The sequence below is a fragment of the Pseudomonas asturiensis genome (assembly GCF_900143095.1).
Lineage (GTDB): Bacteria > Pseudomonadota > Gammaproteobacteria > Pseudomonadales > Pseudomonadaceae > Aquipseudomonas > Aquipseudomonas asturiensis.
Genome location: NZ_FRDA01000009.1, coordinates 148,412 through 161,857 on the forward strand (window position 1 = coordinate 148,412; position 13,446 = coordinate 161,857).

13 protein-coding genes are annotated in these 13,446 nt (G+C 59.6%); 12 read left to right on the top strand and 1 reads right to left on the bottom strand.

Annotation, left to right across the window (positions count from 1 at the left end):
- Positions 1-45: 45 nt before the first annotated feature.
- Genes ribF through ispH form a run of 5 tightly spaced genes read left to right on the top strand, consistent with a single transcriptional unit; the run spans position 46 to position 5,807 of the window.
- Complete coding sequence (gene ribF, locus BUB69_RS17110) at positions 46-996, top strand: bifunctional riboflavin kinase/FAD synthetase (protein WP_073168771.1); 951 nt, start codon at positions 46-48, stop codon at positions 994-996.
- Positions 993-3,824 carry an isoleucine--tRNA ligase gene (ileS, locus tag BUB69_RS17115; RefSeq protein ID WP_073168772.1) on the top strand — a complete coding sequence of 944 codons (2,832 nt, stop codon included), beginning with the start codon at positions 993-995 and terminating at the stop codon, positions 3,822-3,824. Before ribF ends, ileS begins: the two co-directional genes overlap by 4 nt.
- The gene (lspA, locus tag BUB69_RS17120) at positions 3,817-4,332 is read left to right on the top strand and encodes a signal peptidase II (protein ID WP_024688931.1); all 516 of its coding nucleotides are present in this window, start codon (positions 3,817-3,819) and stop codon (positions 4,330-4,332) included. Before ileS ends, lspA begins: the two co-directional genes overlap by 8 nt.
- A complete protein-coding gene (locus BUB69_RS17125) occupies positions 4,325-4,801 on the top strand; it encodes an FKBP-type peptidyl-prolyl cis-trans isomerase (RefSeq protein WP_073168774.1) in 477 nt (158 codons plus the stop codon). The genes lspA and BUB69_RS17125 overlap by 8 nt, the downstream gene beginning before the upstream one ends.
- Positions 4,802-4,859: 58 nt before the next feature.
- Complete coding sequence (ispH, locus tag BUB69_RS17130) at positions 4,860-5,807, top strand: 4-hydroxy-3-methylbut-2-enyl diphosphate reductase (protein ID WP_073168776.1); 948 nt, start codon at positions 4,860-4,862, stop codon at positions 5,805-5,807.
- 6 nt (positions 5,808-5,813) lie between these two features.
- Here ispH and BUB69_RS17135 read toward each other — a convergent pair whose 3' ends face one another.
- The gene (locus tag BUB69_RS17135) at positions 5,814-6,314 is read right to left on the bottom strand and encodes a GspH/FimT family protein (RefSeq protein WP_073168778.1); all 501 of its coding nucleotides are present in this window, start codon (positions 6,312-6,314) and stop codon (positions 5,814-5,816) included.
- A gap of 131 nt (positions 6,315-6,445) precedes the next feature.
- On the opposite strand from BUB69_RS17135, the gene BUB69_RS17140 reads away from it, so the two are divergent.
- Genes BUB69_RS17140 through thiO form a run of 7 tightly spaced genes read left to right on the top strand, consistent with a single transcriptional unit; the run spans position 6,446 to position 13,423 of the window.
- Positions 6,446-6,943, top strand: coding sequence for a GspH/FimT family pseudopilin (locus BUB69_RS17140; RefSeq protein ID WP_073168780.1), 498 nt, complete (start codon positions 6,446-6,448; stop codon positions 6,941-6,943).
- Positions 6,943-7,458 (top strand): type IV pilus modification protein PilV, encoded by a 516-nt coding sequence (pilV, locus tag BUB69_RS17145; protein WP_073168782.1) that lies wholly within the window; start codon positions 6,943-6,945, stop codon positions 7,456-7,458. Before BUB69_RS17140 ends, pilV begins: the two co-directional genes overlap by 1 nt.
- Positions 7,455-8,159, top strand: a complete 705-nt coding sequence (locus BUB69_RS17150) for a PilW family protein (RefSeq protein ID WP_073168785.1) — start codon at positions 7,455-7,457, stop codon at positions 8,157-8,159. Before pilV ends, BUB69_RS17150 begins: the two co-directional genes overlap by 4 nt.
- 11 nt (positions 8,160-8,170) lie before the next feature.
- Positions 8,171-8,680 carry a pilus assembly PilX family protein gene (locus tag BUB69_RS17155; RefSeq protein WP_073168787.1) on the top strand — a complete coding sequence of 170 codons (510 nt, stop codon included), beginning with the start codon at positions 8,171-8,173 and terminating at the stop codon, positions 8,678-8,680.
- Complete coding sequence (locus BUB69_RS17160; RefSeq protein WP_073168789.1) at positions 8,664-11,873, top strand: pilus assembly protein; 3,210 nt, start codon at positions 8,664-8,666, stop codon at positions 11,871-11,873. Before BUB69_RS17155 ends, BUB69_RS17160 begins: the two co-directional genes overlap by 17 nt.
- Positions 11,874-11,883: 10 nt before the next feature.
- Entirely contained in the window at positions 11,884-12,285 is a 402-nt protein-coding gene (locus BUB69_RS17165) for a type IV pilin protein (RefSeq protein WP_073168792.1), read from the top strand.
- 25 nt (positions 12,286-12,310) lie between these two features.
- Complete coding sequence (gene thiO / locus BUB69_RS17170) at positions 12,311-13,423, top strand: glycine oxidase ThiO (RefSeq protein ID WP_073168794.1); 1,113 nt, start codon at positions 12,311-12,313, stop codon at positions 13,421-13,423.
- The last annotated feature ends 23 nt before the right edge of the window (positions 13,424-13,446 follow it).

The following is a 13,446-nucleotide window of genomic DNA, read 5'->3' on the forward strand; positions in this document are numbered from 1 at the left end:
CCTTGTGTGGTTATAATCGGCCACTTTATGAGCAAGAAGTGCGTTATGCAGCTGGTTAGAGGTCTTCACAACCTGCGTCCCCAGCATCGGGGCTGCGTCGCCACGATTGGCAATTTCGACGGTGTTCACCGCGGCCACCAGGCCATCCTGGCGCGTTTGCGTGAACGCGCTGTCGAGTTGGGTGTGCCCAGCTGCGTGGTCATCTTCGAACCCCAGCCGCGTGAGTTTTTCGCGCCTGAGACCGCTCCGGCGCGTCTGGCGCGTCTGCGCGACAAGCTCGAACTGCTGAGCGCCGAAGGCGTGGACCGGGTCCTGTGCCTGTCTTTCAATCAGCGCCTGAGCAAGCTCAGCGCCGCCAGCTTCGTGGAAACCGTCCTGATCGACGGGTTGGGTATCCAGCACCTTGAAGTCGGCGATGATTTTCGTTTTGGCTGCGACCGGGTCGGCGATTTTGACTTCCTGCAGCAGGCCGGAACAACCTGCGGATTTACGGTGGAAGCGGCACAGACCGTTGAAATCGATGGCCTGCGGGTCAGCAGCACCAAGGTGCGTAAAGCCCTGGCTGCCGCTGATTTTGCCTTGGCCGAGCGCATGCTCGGTCGCCCGTTCCAGATTGCCGGACGGGTCTTGCATGGCCAGAAGCTGGCGCGTCAGTTGGGTACGCCCACCGCCAATGTGCAACTCAAGCGTCGTCGCGTGCCGCTGAGCGGGGTTTACCTGGTCAGTGTGGACATCGATGGCAAGGCCTGGCCGGGCGTCGCCAATATCGGCGTGCGACCGACGGTGGCGGGTGATGGCAGTGCCCACCTTGAGGTGCATCTTCTGGATTTTGCCGGCGACCTTTACGGCCGGCGTTTGACGGTGGCTTTCCACCACAAGCTGCGTGATGAGCAGCGTTTTGCCTCTCTGGAGGCGCTCAAGACGGCGATCAATGCGGACGTCGCCGCCGCCCGTGCCCATTGGCATGGTCAACCGCTAACCAAGAGCCTGAAATGACCGACTATAAAGCCACGCTAAACCTTCCGGACACCGCCTTCCCTATGAAGGCCGGCCTGCCCCAGCGCGAGCCGCAAACTCTGCAGCGCTGGGACAGCATTGGCCTGTACCAGAAGCTGCGCGAAATTGGCAAGGATCGTCCGAAGTTCGTCCTGCACGACGGCCCTCCGTACGCCAACGGCAATATTCACATCGGTCATGCCGTCAACAAGATTCTCAAGGACATGATTCTGCGTTCCAAGACCCTGGCGGGCTTCGATGCTCCGTATGTGCCGGGCTGGGACTGTCACGGCCTGCCGATCGAGCACAAGGTCGAAGTGACCCACGGCAAGAACCTGTCTGCGGATAAAACCCGCGAGCTGTGCCGTGCCTATGCGGCGGAGCAGATCGAAGGCCAGAAGTCCGAGTTCATCCGTCTGGGTGTGCTGGGTGACTGGAGCAATCCGTACCTGACCATGAACTTCTCCAACGAAGCCGGGGAAATCCGCGCGCTGGCCGAGATGGTCAAGGGCGGTTTCGTCTTCAAGGGCCTGAAGCCGGTCAACTGGTGTTTCGATTGTGGCTCGGCACTGGCCGAAGCTGAAGTCGAATACCAGGACAAGAAATCCTCGACCATCGACGTCGCATTCCCGATCGCTGACGAAGCGAAACTGGCCGCTGCATTCGGCCTGACGTCGCTGGACAAGCCTGCGTCCATCGTCATCTGGACCACCACCCCGTGGACCATTCCGGCGAACCAGGCGCTGAACGTCCATCCCGAATTCAACTATGCGCTGGTCGATGTCGGCGACAAGCTGCTGGTGCTGGCCGAAGAGCTGGTCGAGTCCTGCATGGCTCGCTACAAGCTGGAAGGCACGGTCATCGCGACCACCACCGGTCAGTCGCTGGAACTGATCAACTTCCGTCACCCGTTCTACGACCGCCTGTCGCCGATCTACCTGGCTGACTACGTCGAGCTGGGCGCTGGCACCGGTATCGTTCACTGCTCGCCTGCCTATGGCGTGGACGACTTCAACATCTGCAAGGCCTACGGCATCAGCAACGACGACATCATCAGTCCGGTGCAGAGCAACGGCGTGTATGTCGAATCGCTGGAGTTCTTCGGTGGCCAGTTCATCTTCAAGGCCAACCAGAACATCATCGACAAGCTGACCGAAGTCGGCAGCCTGATGGACACCGAAACCATCAGCCACAGCTACATGCACTGCTGGCGTCACAAGTCGCCGCTGATCTACCGCGCCACTGCGCAGTGGTTCGTCGGCATGGACAAGCAACCTGCCACTGGCGACACGCTGCGTGAGCGTGCGGTCAAGGCCATCGAAGACACCGGGTTCGTTCCGGCCTGGGGCCAGGCGCGCCTGCACTCGATGATCGCCAATCGTCCTGACTGGTGCATCTCGCGCCAGCGCAACTGGGGCGTGCCGATTCCGTTCTTCCTGCACAAGGAAAGCGGCGACCTGCATCCACGTACCGTCGAGCTGATGGAAGAAGTGGCTCAACGTGTCGAGAAAGAAGGCATCGAGGCGTGGTTCAAGCTGGACGCCAGCGAGTTGCTGGGTGACGAAGCGGCCAAGTACGACAAGATCTCCGACACACTGGATGTCTGGTTCGACTCAGGCACTACGCACTGGCACGTGCTGCGTGGCTCGCACCCGATGGGCCACGAAAGCGGCCCGCGTGCCGACCTGTACCTGGAAGGCTCCGACCAGCATCGTGGCTGGTTCCACTCGTCGCTGCTGACCGGTTGCGCCATCGATAACCATGCGCCGTATCGCGAACTGCTGACCCACGGTTTTGTGGTCGACGAGAACGGTCGCAAGATGTCCAAGTCGCTGAACAACGTGGTTGCGCCGCAAAAGGTCAACGACTCGCTGGGCGCCGACATCATGCGTCTTTGGGTTTCGGCGACCGACTATTCGGGCGAGATGGCGGTGTCGGACCAGATCCTGCAGCGCAGCGCCGATGCCTATCGTCGTATCCGCAACACGGCTCGCTTCCTGCTCTCCAACCTGTCAGGCTTCAACCCGGCGACCGACATTTTGCCAGCCGAAGAAATGCTCGCGCTGGACCGTTGGGCGGTGGACCGCACCTTGTTGCTGCAACGTGAGTTGCAAGAGCACTACAGCGAATACCGTTTCTGGAACGTGTACTCCAAGGTCCACAACTTCTGCGTGCAGGAGCTGGGCGGTTTCTACCTGGACATCATCAAGGATCGCCAGTACACCACGGCCGCCAACAGCACGGCACGCCGCTCATGCCAGACCGCGCTGTATCACATCTCCGAAGCGCTGGTGCGCTGGATCGCGCCGATCCTGGCCTTTACCGCCGACGAGCTGTGGCAGTTCCTGCCGGGTGAGCGCAACGAATCCGTGATGCTCAACACCTGGTACGAAGGCCTCACCGAGATGCCGGCCGAGTTTGAAATGGACCGCGCCTACTGGGAGCGGATCATGGCGGTGAAGACGTCGGTCAACAAGGAAATGGAAAACCTGCGTGCTGCCAAGGCCATTGGCGGCAACCTGCAGGCTGAAGTGACCCTGTACGCCGAAGACTCGCTGGTGGCGGACCTGTCGAAGCTGAGCAACGAGCTGCGCTTCGTGTTGATTACCTCCACCGCCAGCGTTGCGCCTCTGGCTGCGGCCCCGGCTGATGCAGTGGTGACCGAAGTCGCCGGTCTGAAGCTCAAGGTGGTCAAGTCCGGTCACGCCAAATGCGCGCGTTGCTGGCATCACCGTGAGGACGTTGGCGTGAACCCTGAGCATCCTGAAATCTGCGGTCGCTGTGTGGACAACATCAGCGGTGCGGGCGAGGTGCGTCACTATGCGTGATTCTGCTCCGGGCCGTTTTGGCCGCCTGAGCTGGTTGTGGTTGAGCGTGCTGGTTCTGGTCATCGACCAGGCCAGCAAGTTCTACTTCGAGAACCGCCTGGGTCTGTACGAACAGATTGTGGTGATTCCTGACTACTTCAGCTGGATGCTGGCCTACAACACCGGGGCTGCGTTCAGCTTTCTGGCTGACGGTGCCGGCTGGCAGCGCTGGTTGTTTGCCCTGATCGCCATCGTGGTCAGCGCCGTGCTGGTGGTCTGGCTCAAGCGTCTGGGGCGCGACGACACCTGGCTGGCCATCGCGCTGGCGCTGGTGCTGGGCGGCGCACTGGGTAACCTCTACGACCGTATCGTGCTGGGCCACGTGATCGACTTCATTCTGGTCCACTGGCAGAACCGCTGGCATTTCCCGGCGTTCAATGTGGCCGACAGCGGTATTACCGTGGGTGCGATCATGCTGGCGCTGGACATGTTCAAGAGCAAGAAAACCGGAGAGCCTGCCCATGACTGAACAGTCTTCGATTCAAGGTTCGTCCGACGAGCTGCGCATCGGCCAGAACACGCAGGTCACGCTGCATTTTGCCCTGCGTCTGGAAAACGGCGACACCGTCGACAGCACCTTCGAAAAGGCGCCCGCCACGTTCAAGGTCGGTGACGGCAACCTGCTGCCGGGCTTTGAAGCCGCTATTTTCGGCTTCAAGGCAGGCGACCGGAAGACCGTGCAGATTCTGCCGGAAAACGCCTTTGGTCAGCCCAACCCACAAAACGTGCAGATCATGCCACGCTCGCAGTTTGCGGGTATGGAACTGTCCGAAGGGTTGCTGGTGATCTTCAATGACGCAGCGAACACCGAGTTGCCCGGCGTGGTGAAAGCATTCGATGATGAACAGGTCACCATCGACTTCAATCATCCGCTGGCAGGCAAGACGCTGAGCTTTGAAGTGCAAATCTTCGAAGTGAAGGCGATTCTGGCGTCCTGATCCCGATATCGAGCCCGGCTTCGGCCGGGCTGCTTCGCACGTAACCATGAGGCACAGCATGCAAATCAAACTCGCCAACCCCCGCGGCTTTTGTGCCGGTGTGGACCGCGCGATCGAAATCGTCAATCGCGCTCTGGAAGTGTTTGGTCCGCCAATCTACGTGCGCCATGAAGTGGTTCATAACAAATTCGTTGTCGAAGACCTGCGCTCACGTGGCGCGATCTTCGTCGAAGAGCTGGAGCAGGTGCCGGACGACGTTATCGTCATTTTCAGTGCCCACGGCGTTTCCCAGGCGGTGCGTACTGAGGCCGCCGGCCGTGGCCTGAAGGTGTTCGATGCCACTTGCCCGCTGGTGACCAAGGTCCATATCGAAGTGGCGCGTTACAGCCGCGATGGACGCGAATGCATCCTGATCGGCCACGAAGGCCATCCGGAAGTCGAAGGCACCATGGGGCAGTACGACGCCGCCAATGGCGGGGCGATCTATCTGGTCGAGGATGAAGCGGACGTGGCCAGCCTTGAGGTGCGCAACCCCGAGTCTCTGGCGTTCGTGACCCAGACAACGTTGTCCATGGACGACACCAGTCGGGTTATCGATGCATTGCGCCAGAAATTCCCGGCCATCGGCGGACCGCGCAAGGACGACATTTGCTACGCCACGCAAAACCGCCAGGACGCGGTCAAGCAACTGGCCGATGAGTGCGACGTAGTGTTGGTGGTGGGCAGCCCGAACAGCTCCAATTCCAATCGTCTGCGTGAGCTGGCCGAGCGCATGGCAACTCCGGCGTATCTCATCGACGGTGCCGAAGACATGCAGCGCAGCTGGTTCGACGGCGTCGGGCGCATCGGTATCACCGCAGGTGCTTCGGCACCGGAAGTGCTGGTGCGTGGCGTGATCCGGCAATTGCAGGCCTGGGGCGCAACCGGTGCCGATGAACTGGCGGGTCGTGAAGAGAACATCACGTTCTCGATGCCCAAAGAGTTGCGGGTCAAATCGCTGCTCTGACGTTGCTCAGCCGCACAGCGGCGCTTCAACTTTCGTCTCATCGATCCTGACGCGGCCGGTTCGGGCCACTATCACGCGATAGTGGCTCACCGGCTGATCCCTGATACACACGTGTATTGTCCCGTTGGCCGCGTTACGCAGGCCGCCCAGCCCGGTAAATGTCAGGTGTTCAGCCACTTTTTTATTGCCGACGATTCGGGTGTTCGACGACCTCGCACGCTCGATGAGCAGCACGTCTTGATCATCAGGACCCTTGCCGTCTGCGTCGAAAATCATCCGCCAGCCGTTGCTCCAGTCGTTCTCGATAGCGTGAATCGTCACCCATTGGTTATGCGTGATGGCCGCGACCCTTGCGGACCGGATGCCGCTGGCCAGTTCCTGGGCCGCCACGAGCCTGCGATGATCGTCAATCAATTCTGTAACAGAGGGCATCGCGATATTGGCCAGAATCGCCACCAGTGCGACGACCACCAGCAATTCAACCAGCGTGAATCCTGCCTGCTTCATCTGTTTTCCTTCCCTGGAAAGGCTGTTCCAAACACGTGCGGGCGTTCGTCCTCGCAAAACAACCGTACGTCCCGCTATAGATTTTCCGACGGCATTGCTGCCTTATAGTCGTAACGTCTAGGAGACACTCAATGCGTCATATAGCCAAGGGATTCAGCCTCGTTGAATTGTTAGTCGCTGTGTCCCTGGTGGGCATCCTGGCGGCTATCGCCATCCCCAATTTCAGCAGCACCTTGCAGAGCAACAAAGCCGACACCGAGCTCAATGATTTGCAGCGGGCGCTCAACTATGCGCGGCTTGAGGCGATAAACAGGGGTGTGACGGTGCGAATTGCGCCAACCAGCGGGACCGCTTGGAATACCGAGCTTCAGGTTTACCTGGTGTCCGATGCCGGAACGGTCTCATCTGATGCAAAAAAGGTCCTGCGCAAGGTTGCACCCATGAGCAGCGGCGGCACCCTGGTGGCCGTCAATGCCTTGGCTGCCAACGTCAATGCAATGGATTTCAATAATCTGGGCGGGCTCATCGCGCCCACTAGTGCTGTGGCCATGACCTACACCCGAGGCTCGATCATCAGAACCATGAATATCTGTCTGACCGGCCGGATCGTGCTCGGTGGAAGTTGCTGATGCCTGGAACAAACCGACATCGTCAGAACGGCATGACCCTGATCGAAGTACTGGTGTCGGTGTTGATCCTCGCCATCGGTTTGCTGGGGGCCGCCGCGATTCAGCTTAATGCGTTGAAGTACACCGACAGCGCTACGCTGCGCAGCCAGGCCAGTTTCATTGCGTACGACATGATGGACCGGATTCGTGCGAACGTGGACGGCAATGCCTCTGCCAATGGCACAACCAACGTCCTGGCGACCTACGCGCTGGCCAATCTGAGCGCTGCCCCCGTCGCCAACCTGAACGTCGCCCGTGATCAGGACCTGGCCGACTTCAGAACCAACATTACGGCGTTCGCCGGCGCCACAGGGACCGGAATCATCAACGTCAGTAAAGCGCCGGAGGTGACCATTACCATCGGCTGGGATGACACACGTGCTGCGGTGGCGAGCGACAAGGCCACCGGGCCGGCCACTGCGACGGCGTCCGCACAGACCTTTACCCTGGTTTCGCGCATCGGGGTCAACCCATGAGGCGCTCAAGCAAAGGTTTCGGCCTGATCGAAATCATGGTGGCGGTAGTACTCGGGCTGATCGTGACGCTGGGCATCATCCAGATATTCACTGCCGCCAGAGCGACGTATCAGAGCCAGAACGCGGCGGCCAGCATGCAGGAAGATGCCCGTTTCGTGCTGAGCAAGCTGGTGCAGGAAATTCGTATGGCGGGCACCTACGGGTGCCTGAGCTTCAGTAATTACTCACCGGTATCACCGGCCATTGCCTGGCCTGTGGCGCTTGATAATCCCATCCTGTGGGACAACGCCAGCAATACCCTCACGCTGGTGACCACCGATGTGGGTTTCACCGGCGGTGCGCCCACCTGGACCATCATTTCGGACTGCAGGACCAACACCCAGCTGTACGCAGGTACAAGGGCGCCGCTGGCGGGGGAAACAGCGTTTCCACTGCGTCAACTGGTCTACACCCTCAGCGGTACGGACCTGACGATAAGGTTCGGCACGGGAGGCAGCCCACAGCCGTTGCTGCAGAACGTCAGCCGTTTTGCAGTGTTCTTTGGCATGGCGGGAAATCCCATGTCCTACACCCCGACGATCAGCGCTGCCAATGCCGCCGACATACGCAGTATTCGCATCGAATTGACCCTGCAAGACCCGAACAATCGGGTAAGGGAGCAGCGCTACAGCGTTGTCGCCCATGTGCGTAATCGCTTTTGAACGGGCCTGGAATGATCAAGACCGCACGATTCACACCGACAAAAACCTTTCCCGCCCACCAGCGGGGCATGGTGTTGCTGGTCAGTCTGGTGTTCCTCCTGTTGCTCACTCTGCTGGGTATTTCTTCCATGCAGAATGCGACCCTGCAGGAAAAAATGGCGGGCAGCGTCACGGTGCGTAATCTCTCGTTTCAAAAGGCTGAGGCTGCGCTGCGGCTGGGGGAATCTGCGATACAGGCGCCTGATTTTTCAATGGCTGCCTGCAACAGCCCCGCTACCTGCGCGCCTCCGGCCGAATCCACGGTCGTGACGGCGGCGGGGCGCAACGGCACGTCAGGCGTGAACTGGGTGGCGGTGAGTGGAGGGCTTTATGGCATTCAGAATCTGGGCAATCCGTCTGCTGCGCTCATGAAGTGCAAGACGTTGAATCCGAGCCTGGTCACGCTGTATCGAGTCACGGCGGTCTCCACTCAGGGGCCATCGCGAACTGTTCTGGAGAGTATTTATGCCGTCAATTGCTAAGACACTTCGTCGTGCCCTGAAGTACGTCTATGGCGCGTTGCTGGCGTTGTACCTGACCACGCCTGTGTACGCGTTCACACCGGCGCAAGTCCCGCTGCTCAGCTCCTCGGCTGTGCCACCCAACCTCATGCTGATGGTCGACAACTCGGGGAGTATGTACAACATCATCTGGGCGTCGGGTTTTGACCAGAATGTCGTCCGGCCCAGCATCACCTATTTTTCCACCCAGTGTTTCAATGGTTTCATCACTGTTCCCTGTCCGTTCAGCAGCACCATATCCGGGGAGCAGACGCTGTCAGTGGGCGACATCAATTCAACCAGCATTGTCGGGGTCAATTTGTCGTGCCTGTTCGGCGGGCGTCCGATCTTCCGCAATGGCGTACGGTATTGCGTTGTATTGCCTGATCCGGCAGGCAACGGTTTGACGCGTTATACAGCGGACTACCTGTCCTACCTGATCGACCTGGTCACCCCGGGGTTGTTTGATGGGGGAGTGCGCAATTACACCAACGGTGTGATTCCAAACGATTACCGCATGAACGTGGCGAAAACCGTGGCGACGACGCTGGTCTCCAATAACCTCTCGCTGAGAATCGGGCTGGCGTCTTTCAACGAGCCCAACAACTCGGACCTTGGGCCGGGCGGCAAGATCGCCCGGGTTGTTTCGGACCTGTCTGCTGTACCCGCGACGACCTATCAGCCCAACGGTGTCAGCCAGACGCAGGCCACTACCAACGTCAATGCTCTCAAGCAGGCGATTACCGCGTTGACGCCATCTGCCAACACGCCTCTGGCAGAAACCTACTACGAAATCACCCGTTATTTTCGCGGGATGACGCCCTATTATCAGAGCGGCTCCGCGTACACGAGCCCGATTCAGTACCGCTGCCAGAAGAACTATGGCGTGGTGATCACCGATGGCTTGCCGACCTACGATCGTACCTTCCCCACTGACGACCCTGAAGACCTCGCCGATACGGCGCGCTCGCTGCCCAATTGGGATCTGAATGCCGCCAACGACGGTCCCAACCCGCAGGGAGACGGCGAGGGCGATACGCTTTATCTGGACGATCTGGCGAAGTTCGCCTACGACATCGATCTGCGCAAGGACGCTTCGACCTCGACGGGGGACCTGACCGGCAAAAGCTGGGACAACGCAGGCTTTACTAAGCAAAACCTGTCGACCTACACCATCGGTTTCACGACCGACAACCAGATGCTGCTGGATGCCACCGATAACAATCATGGTCACGGCAAGTACTTCCAGGCCAATGACAGCGCAGGCCTCAGCGCCGCGCTGAACCTGGCTTTGACCGACATCTATGCCAAGGTCGGGTCGGGCAGCTCAGGCGCAGCGAACTCGTTCACGCTGACCAGCGGAACCCAGTTCTATCAGGCCATTTATGACCCGAGTGATTGGCACGGTACGATCAAGGCATACAATCTGGACCCGATAACAGGCGCGCTGAGCTCTCCTGCCTGGAACACGGACAGCGTGATTGTCAGCGGTTCGACGGCGCCTGTTTTCGAGTCCTGGAATACCGCCACGTCAGCCAGGATCACGCTGGACTATGCCAACCTGAGCGGTCCTCAGCAGACGGCTTTCAACGCCACGTTGCCGAGCAATGTCTCCGGCACCGAGCTGATTGCATGGTCCAAAGGCGCCACCAACGCCAAACTGAGGACGCGAACCCGATTACTGGGGGACATTATCAACGGCCCGCTGGGCTCCGGATTGCCGACCCAGAAAACCGCCGTCGACCTGCTGGGTGACGACAGCTACACCACCTATCTGGCGGCCAAAGCCAGCGGCATGTCTGCCAGCCTTCTGGCCAATGCCAACGATGGCTATTTCAATATTATTAACCCTGCCAATGGTTCCCGCCGTTACGCCTACATGCCATCGACGGCACTGGCTTCGCTGGCGACCATTGCGTCCAGTACCTATGGGTCAGGCGTTCACCGGTTCACGGTCGACGGTCAGATTTCGGTCTTCGACACTCAGGTATCCGCCGGGTCGGCCTGGCGAACCGTTGCCTACGGCGGGACCGGGGCGGGCGGCAAGGCGTTCTTTGCGATCAAGCTGTATGACGTGGCCAGCAACACCCCGGTCGCGCTTTGGGAGGTCAAGGCACCTGATGCTTCCACCACCACCAACCTCTTCAACAACCTGGGTTATGCCTACGCAAAGCCTGAGGTCGCCCGTATGGCTGATGGCACCGGTATCGTGGTGGTCGGTAACGGTTATGGCAGTTTCACAGGCCGGGCTTCCCTGTTCGTGCTCAATGCCAATACCGGGGCGTTTATTGCCGAGATACTCACACCGGTCATCGGCAATGAAACAGACAACGGACTGTCGTCGGTGAAGTTGCGCGTCAACTCCCAGAACATCGTGCAGGCCGCTTATGCCGGGGACTTGAAAGGGCGTCTCTGGAAGTTCGACATGAGCGCATCCAATCCCTCGAGCTGGTCTGTGGCCTTCGGTGGCGCGCCGTTGTTCACAGCGCCAAGAGGCGCTGACCAGCCGATCACGGTTCAGCCGCTGCTGCTCAATCATCCCCTCAACGGCAAACTGGTCTACTTCGGTACCGGCAAGTTTCTGGAAGCCGCTGACAAGCAGACGACGGCGCTTCAGGACTTTTATGCGATCTGGGATAGCGATGGTGGGTCGGGCCGTGTCGTCGAGGCAAATCTTCAGCCACAGGCTGTCAGTGGCAGCGTGGTGAGCAACGGCAACACCTATTTCACCTCGACCACCCGGGATGTGGATTGGGCCACCAAAAAAGGCTGGTTCATGCCGCTGGCGACCGCAGCGCCTTATCCGGGAGAGCGGATCATCTACGCGGCCCAGACCAGTCGGGAGCGGATCATTTTTTCCACCGCATCGGTGAATTCCACCGATCCTTGTGAAAGCACCGGGACCGGGCGAGTCTTCGAACTCGATGCGGCGACAGGCAGCATGCTCAACTACCAGGTGCTGGACACCAACGGAGACAACAGCATCAACGCCTTTGATCTGAACGTGGCCGGGCTGGGATTCGGTACCGGTATTCCGGTCGTCTCCGTCATCGTTTCACCCACCGGGTCAGGCCCTGAGGTGAAGGTCGTCAGTACGTCCAGTGCTGTTACGCCGTTTGCCCTTCAGGAGAAAGGTGGCGTCAACCAGCGCATCATGTGGCGACAAATCCAATAGGAAGATAATCATGCGAGCAGCATCCAGGGGCTTTACGTTGATCGAACTCATGATCGTCGTGGCGATTGTCGGTATTCTGGCCGCAGTGGCGTACCCCAGTTACACCGAGTACGTGAAGCGCTCCCATCGTGCTGAAATTGCCAGCCTGCTGTCCGAACAGACCCAGGCAATGGAGCGTTATTATTCGCGTACGGGGAGTTACGTGAATTTTGCGGGCATGAGCGGCGGCAATAGCTATTACGGCATCGCGTCGGTCATCAATGACGCCGACTTCACATTGACAGCAACGCCTGTTGGCTCCTCCATGATGAACGGTGACAAGTGCGGTAGCTTCGTCATCAAGAACACGGGCGAATACAGCAACACTGGCGCTGCCAGCGGTGTTACCCGAAAAGACTGTTGGGGCCGATAAGCCCTTTTCCTGCCCAGAGACCAAAATGCCCAAGCAACACGTAGTGATCGTCGGCGGTGGTGTGATCGGTTTGTTGACCGCCTTTAACCTGGCGTCGGCGGATGTGAATGTCGTACTGCTGGATCGATCGGGCGTGGGGCTTGAGTCTTCCTGGGCAGGCGGCGGAATTGTCTCGCCGCTGTATCCCTGGCGCTACAGCCCGGCCGTGACGGCGCTGGCGCATTGGTCGCAGGATTTCTATCCGCATCTGGGTAAACGCTTGTTCGCGCAGACCGGTCTTGATCCCGAGGTTCACACCACAGGCTTGTACTGGCTGGATCTGGAAGACGAGCAGCAGGCGCTTGAGTGGGCTGTCCGGGAAAACCGTCCACTGAGCCGCGTCGATATCTCGGCCGTGCATGACGCCGTACCTGCGCTGGGGCAGGGCTATTCTCGCGCGATCTACATGGCCGACGTGGCCAATGTGCGTAATCCCCGACTGGTCAAATCCCTGAAGGCTGCGCTGCTGGCGATGCCAAACGTCGAGATTCGCGAACAGTGCGAGGTCAACGGCTTCATGCGTCGGGACGGCAGGGTCGAAGGCGTGAAAACGGCTTCGGGCGATCTCCCGGCTGATCGCGTGGTACTGGCGGCAGGCGCCTGGAGTGGTGAGTTGCTCAAAACCCTTGATCTGGATCTGCCGGTCGAACCGGTGAAAGGGCAGATGATTCTGTACAAATGCGCGGCGGACTTTCTGCCGAGCATGGTGCTGGCCAAAGGGCGATATGCTATTCCACGTCGCGACGGGCATATCCTGATTGGTAGCACGCTGGAACACGAAGGCTTCGACAAGACGCCTACCGAGGCCGCGCTCGCAAGCCTCAAGGCGTCTGCTATCGAGTTGATTCCTGCTCTGGCGGATGCCGAGCCTGTCGCTCAGTGGGCAGGGCTGCGTCCTGGGTCGCCGCAAGGCATTCCGTTCATTGGTCCTGTTCCCGGGCTCGAGGGCCTGTGGCTCAACTGCGGTCATTACCGCAACGGTCTGGTGCTGGCGCCTGCGTCATGTCAGTTGCTGGCTGATTTACTGCTGGGACACGAGCCGATCATCGATCCAGCGCCGTACGCGCCGCAAGGCCGTATGACGCCCGCACGGATATGAGCTGCGCCTTCATCAATAAAATA

What these genes read in the sequence shown, in the direction of transcription:
- ileS (WP_073168772.1), top strand. Translation starts at nt 993, where the DNA reads ATGACCGACTATAAAGCCACGCTAAACCTTCCGGACACCGCCTTCCCT.
- BUB69_RS17160 (WP_073168789.1), top strand. Translation starts at nt 8,664, where the DNA reads ATGCCGTCAATTGCTAAGACACTTCGTCGTGCCCTGAAGTACGTCTAT.
- thiO (WP_073168794.1), top strand. Translation starts at nt 12,311, where the DNA reads ATGCCCAAGCAACACGTAGTGATCGTCGGCGGTGGTGTGATCGGTTTG.
- BUB69_RS17165 (WP_073168792.1), top strand. Translation starts at nt 11,884, where the DNA reads ATGCGAGCAGCATCCAGGGGCTTTACGTTGATCGAACTCATGATCGTC.
- BUB69_RS17125 (WP_073168774.1), top strand. Translation starts at nt 4,325, where the DNA reads ATGACTGAACAGTCTTCGATTCAAGGTTCGTCCGACGAGCTGCGCATC.
- ribF (WP_073168771.1), top strand. Translation starts at nt 46, where the DNA reads ATGCAGCTGGTTAGAGGTCTTCACAACCTGCGTCCCCAGCATCGGGGC.
- pilV (WP_073168782.1), top strand. Translation starts at nt 6,943, where the DNA reads ATGCCTGGAACAAACCGACATCGTCAGAACGGCATGACCCTGATCGAA.
- lspA (WP_024688931.1), top strand. Translation starts at nt 3,817, where the DNA reads ATGCGTGATTCTGCTCCGGGCCGTTTTGGCCGCCTGAGCTGGTTGTGG.
- BUB69_RS17155 (WP_073168787.1), top strand. Translation starts at nt 8,171, where the DNA reads ATGATCAAGACCGCACGATTCACACCGACAAAAACCTTTCCCGCCCAC.
- BUB69_RS17140 (WP_073168780.1), top strand. Translation starts at nt 6,446, where the DNA reads ATGCGTCATATAGCCAAGGGATTCAGCCTCGTTGAATTGTTAGTCGCT.
- BUB69_RS17135 (WP_073168778.1), bottom strand. Translation starts at nt 6,314, where the DNA reads ATGAAGCAGGCAGGATTCACGCTGGTTGAATTGCTGGTGGTCGTCGCA.
- ispH (WP_073168776.1), top strand. Translation starts at nt 4,860, where the DNA reads ATGCAAATCAAACTCGCCAACCCCCGCGGCTTTTGTGCCGGTGTGGAC.
- BUB69_RS17150 (WP_073168785.1), top strand. Translation starts at nt 7,455, where the DNA reads ATGAGGCGCTCAAGCAAAGGTTTCGGCCTGATCGAAATCATGGTGGCG.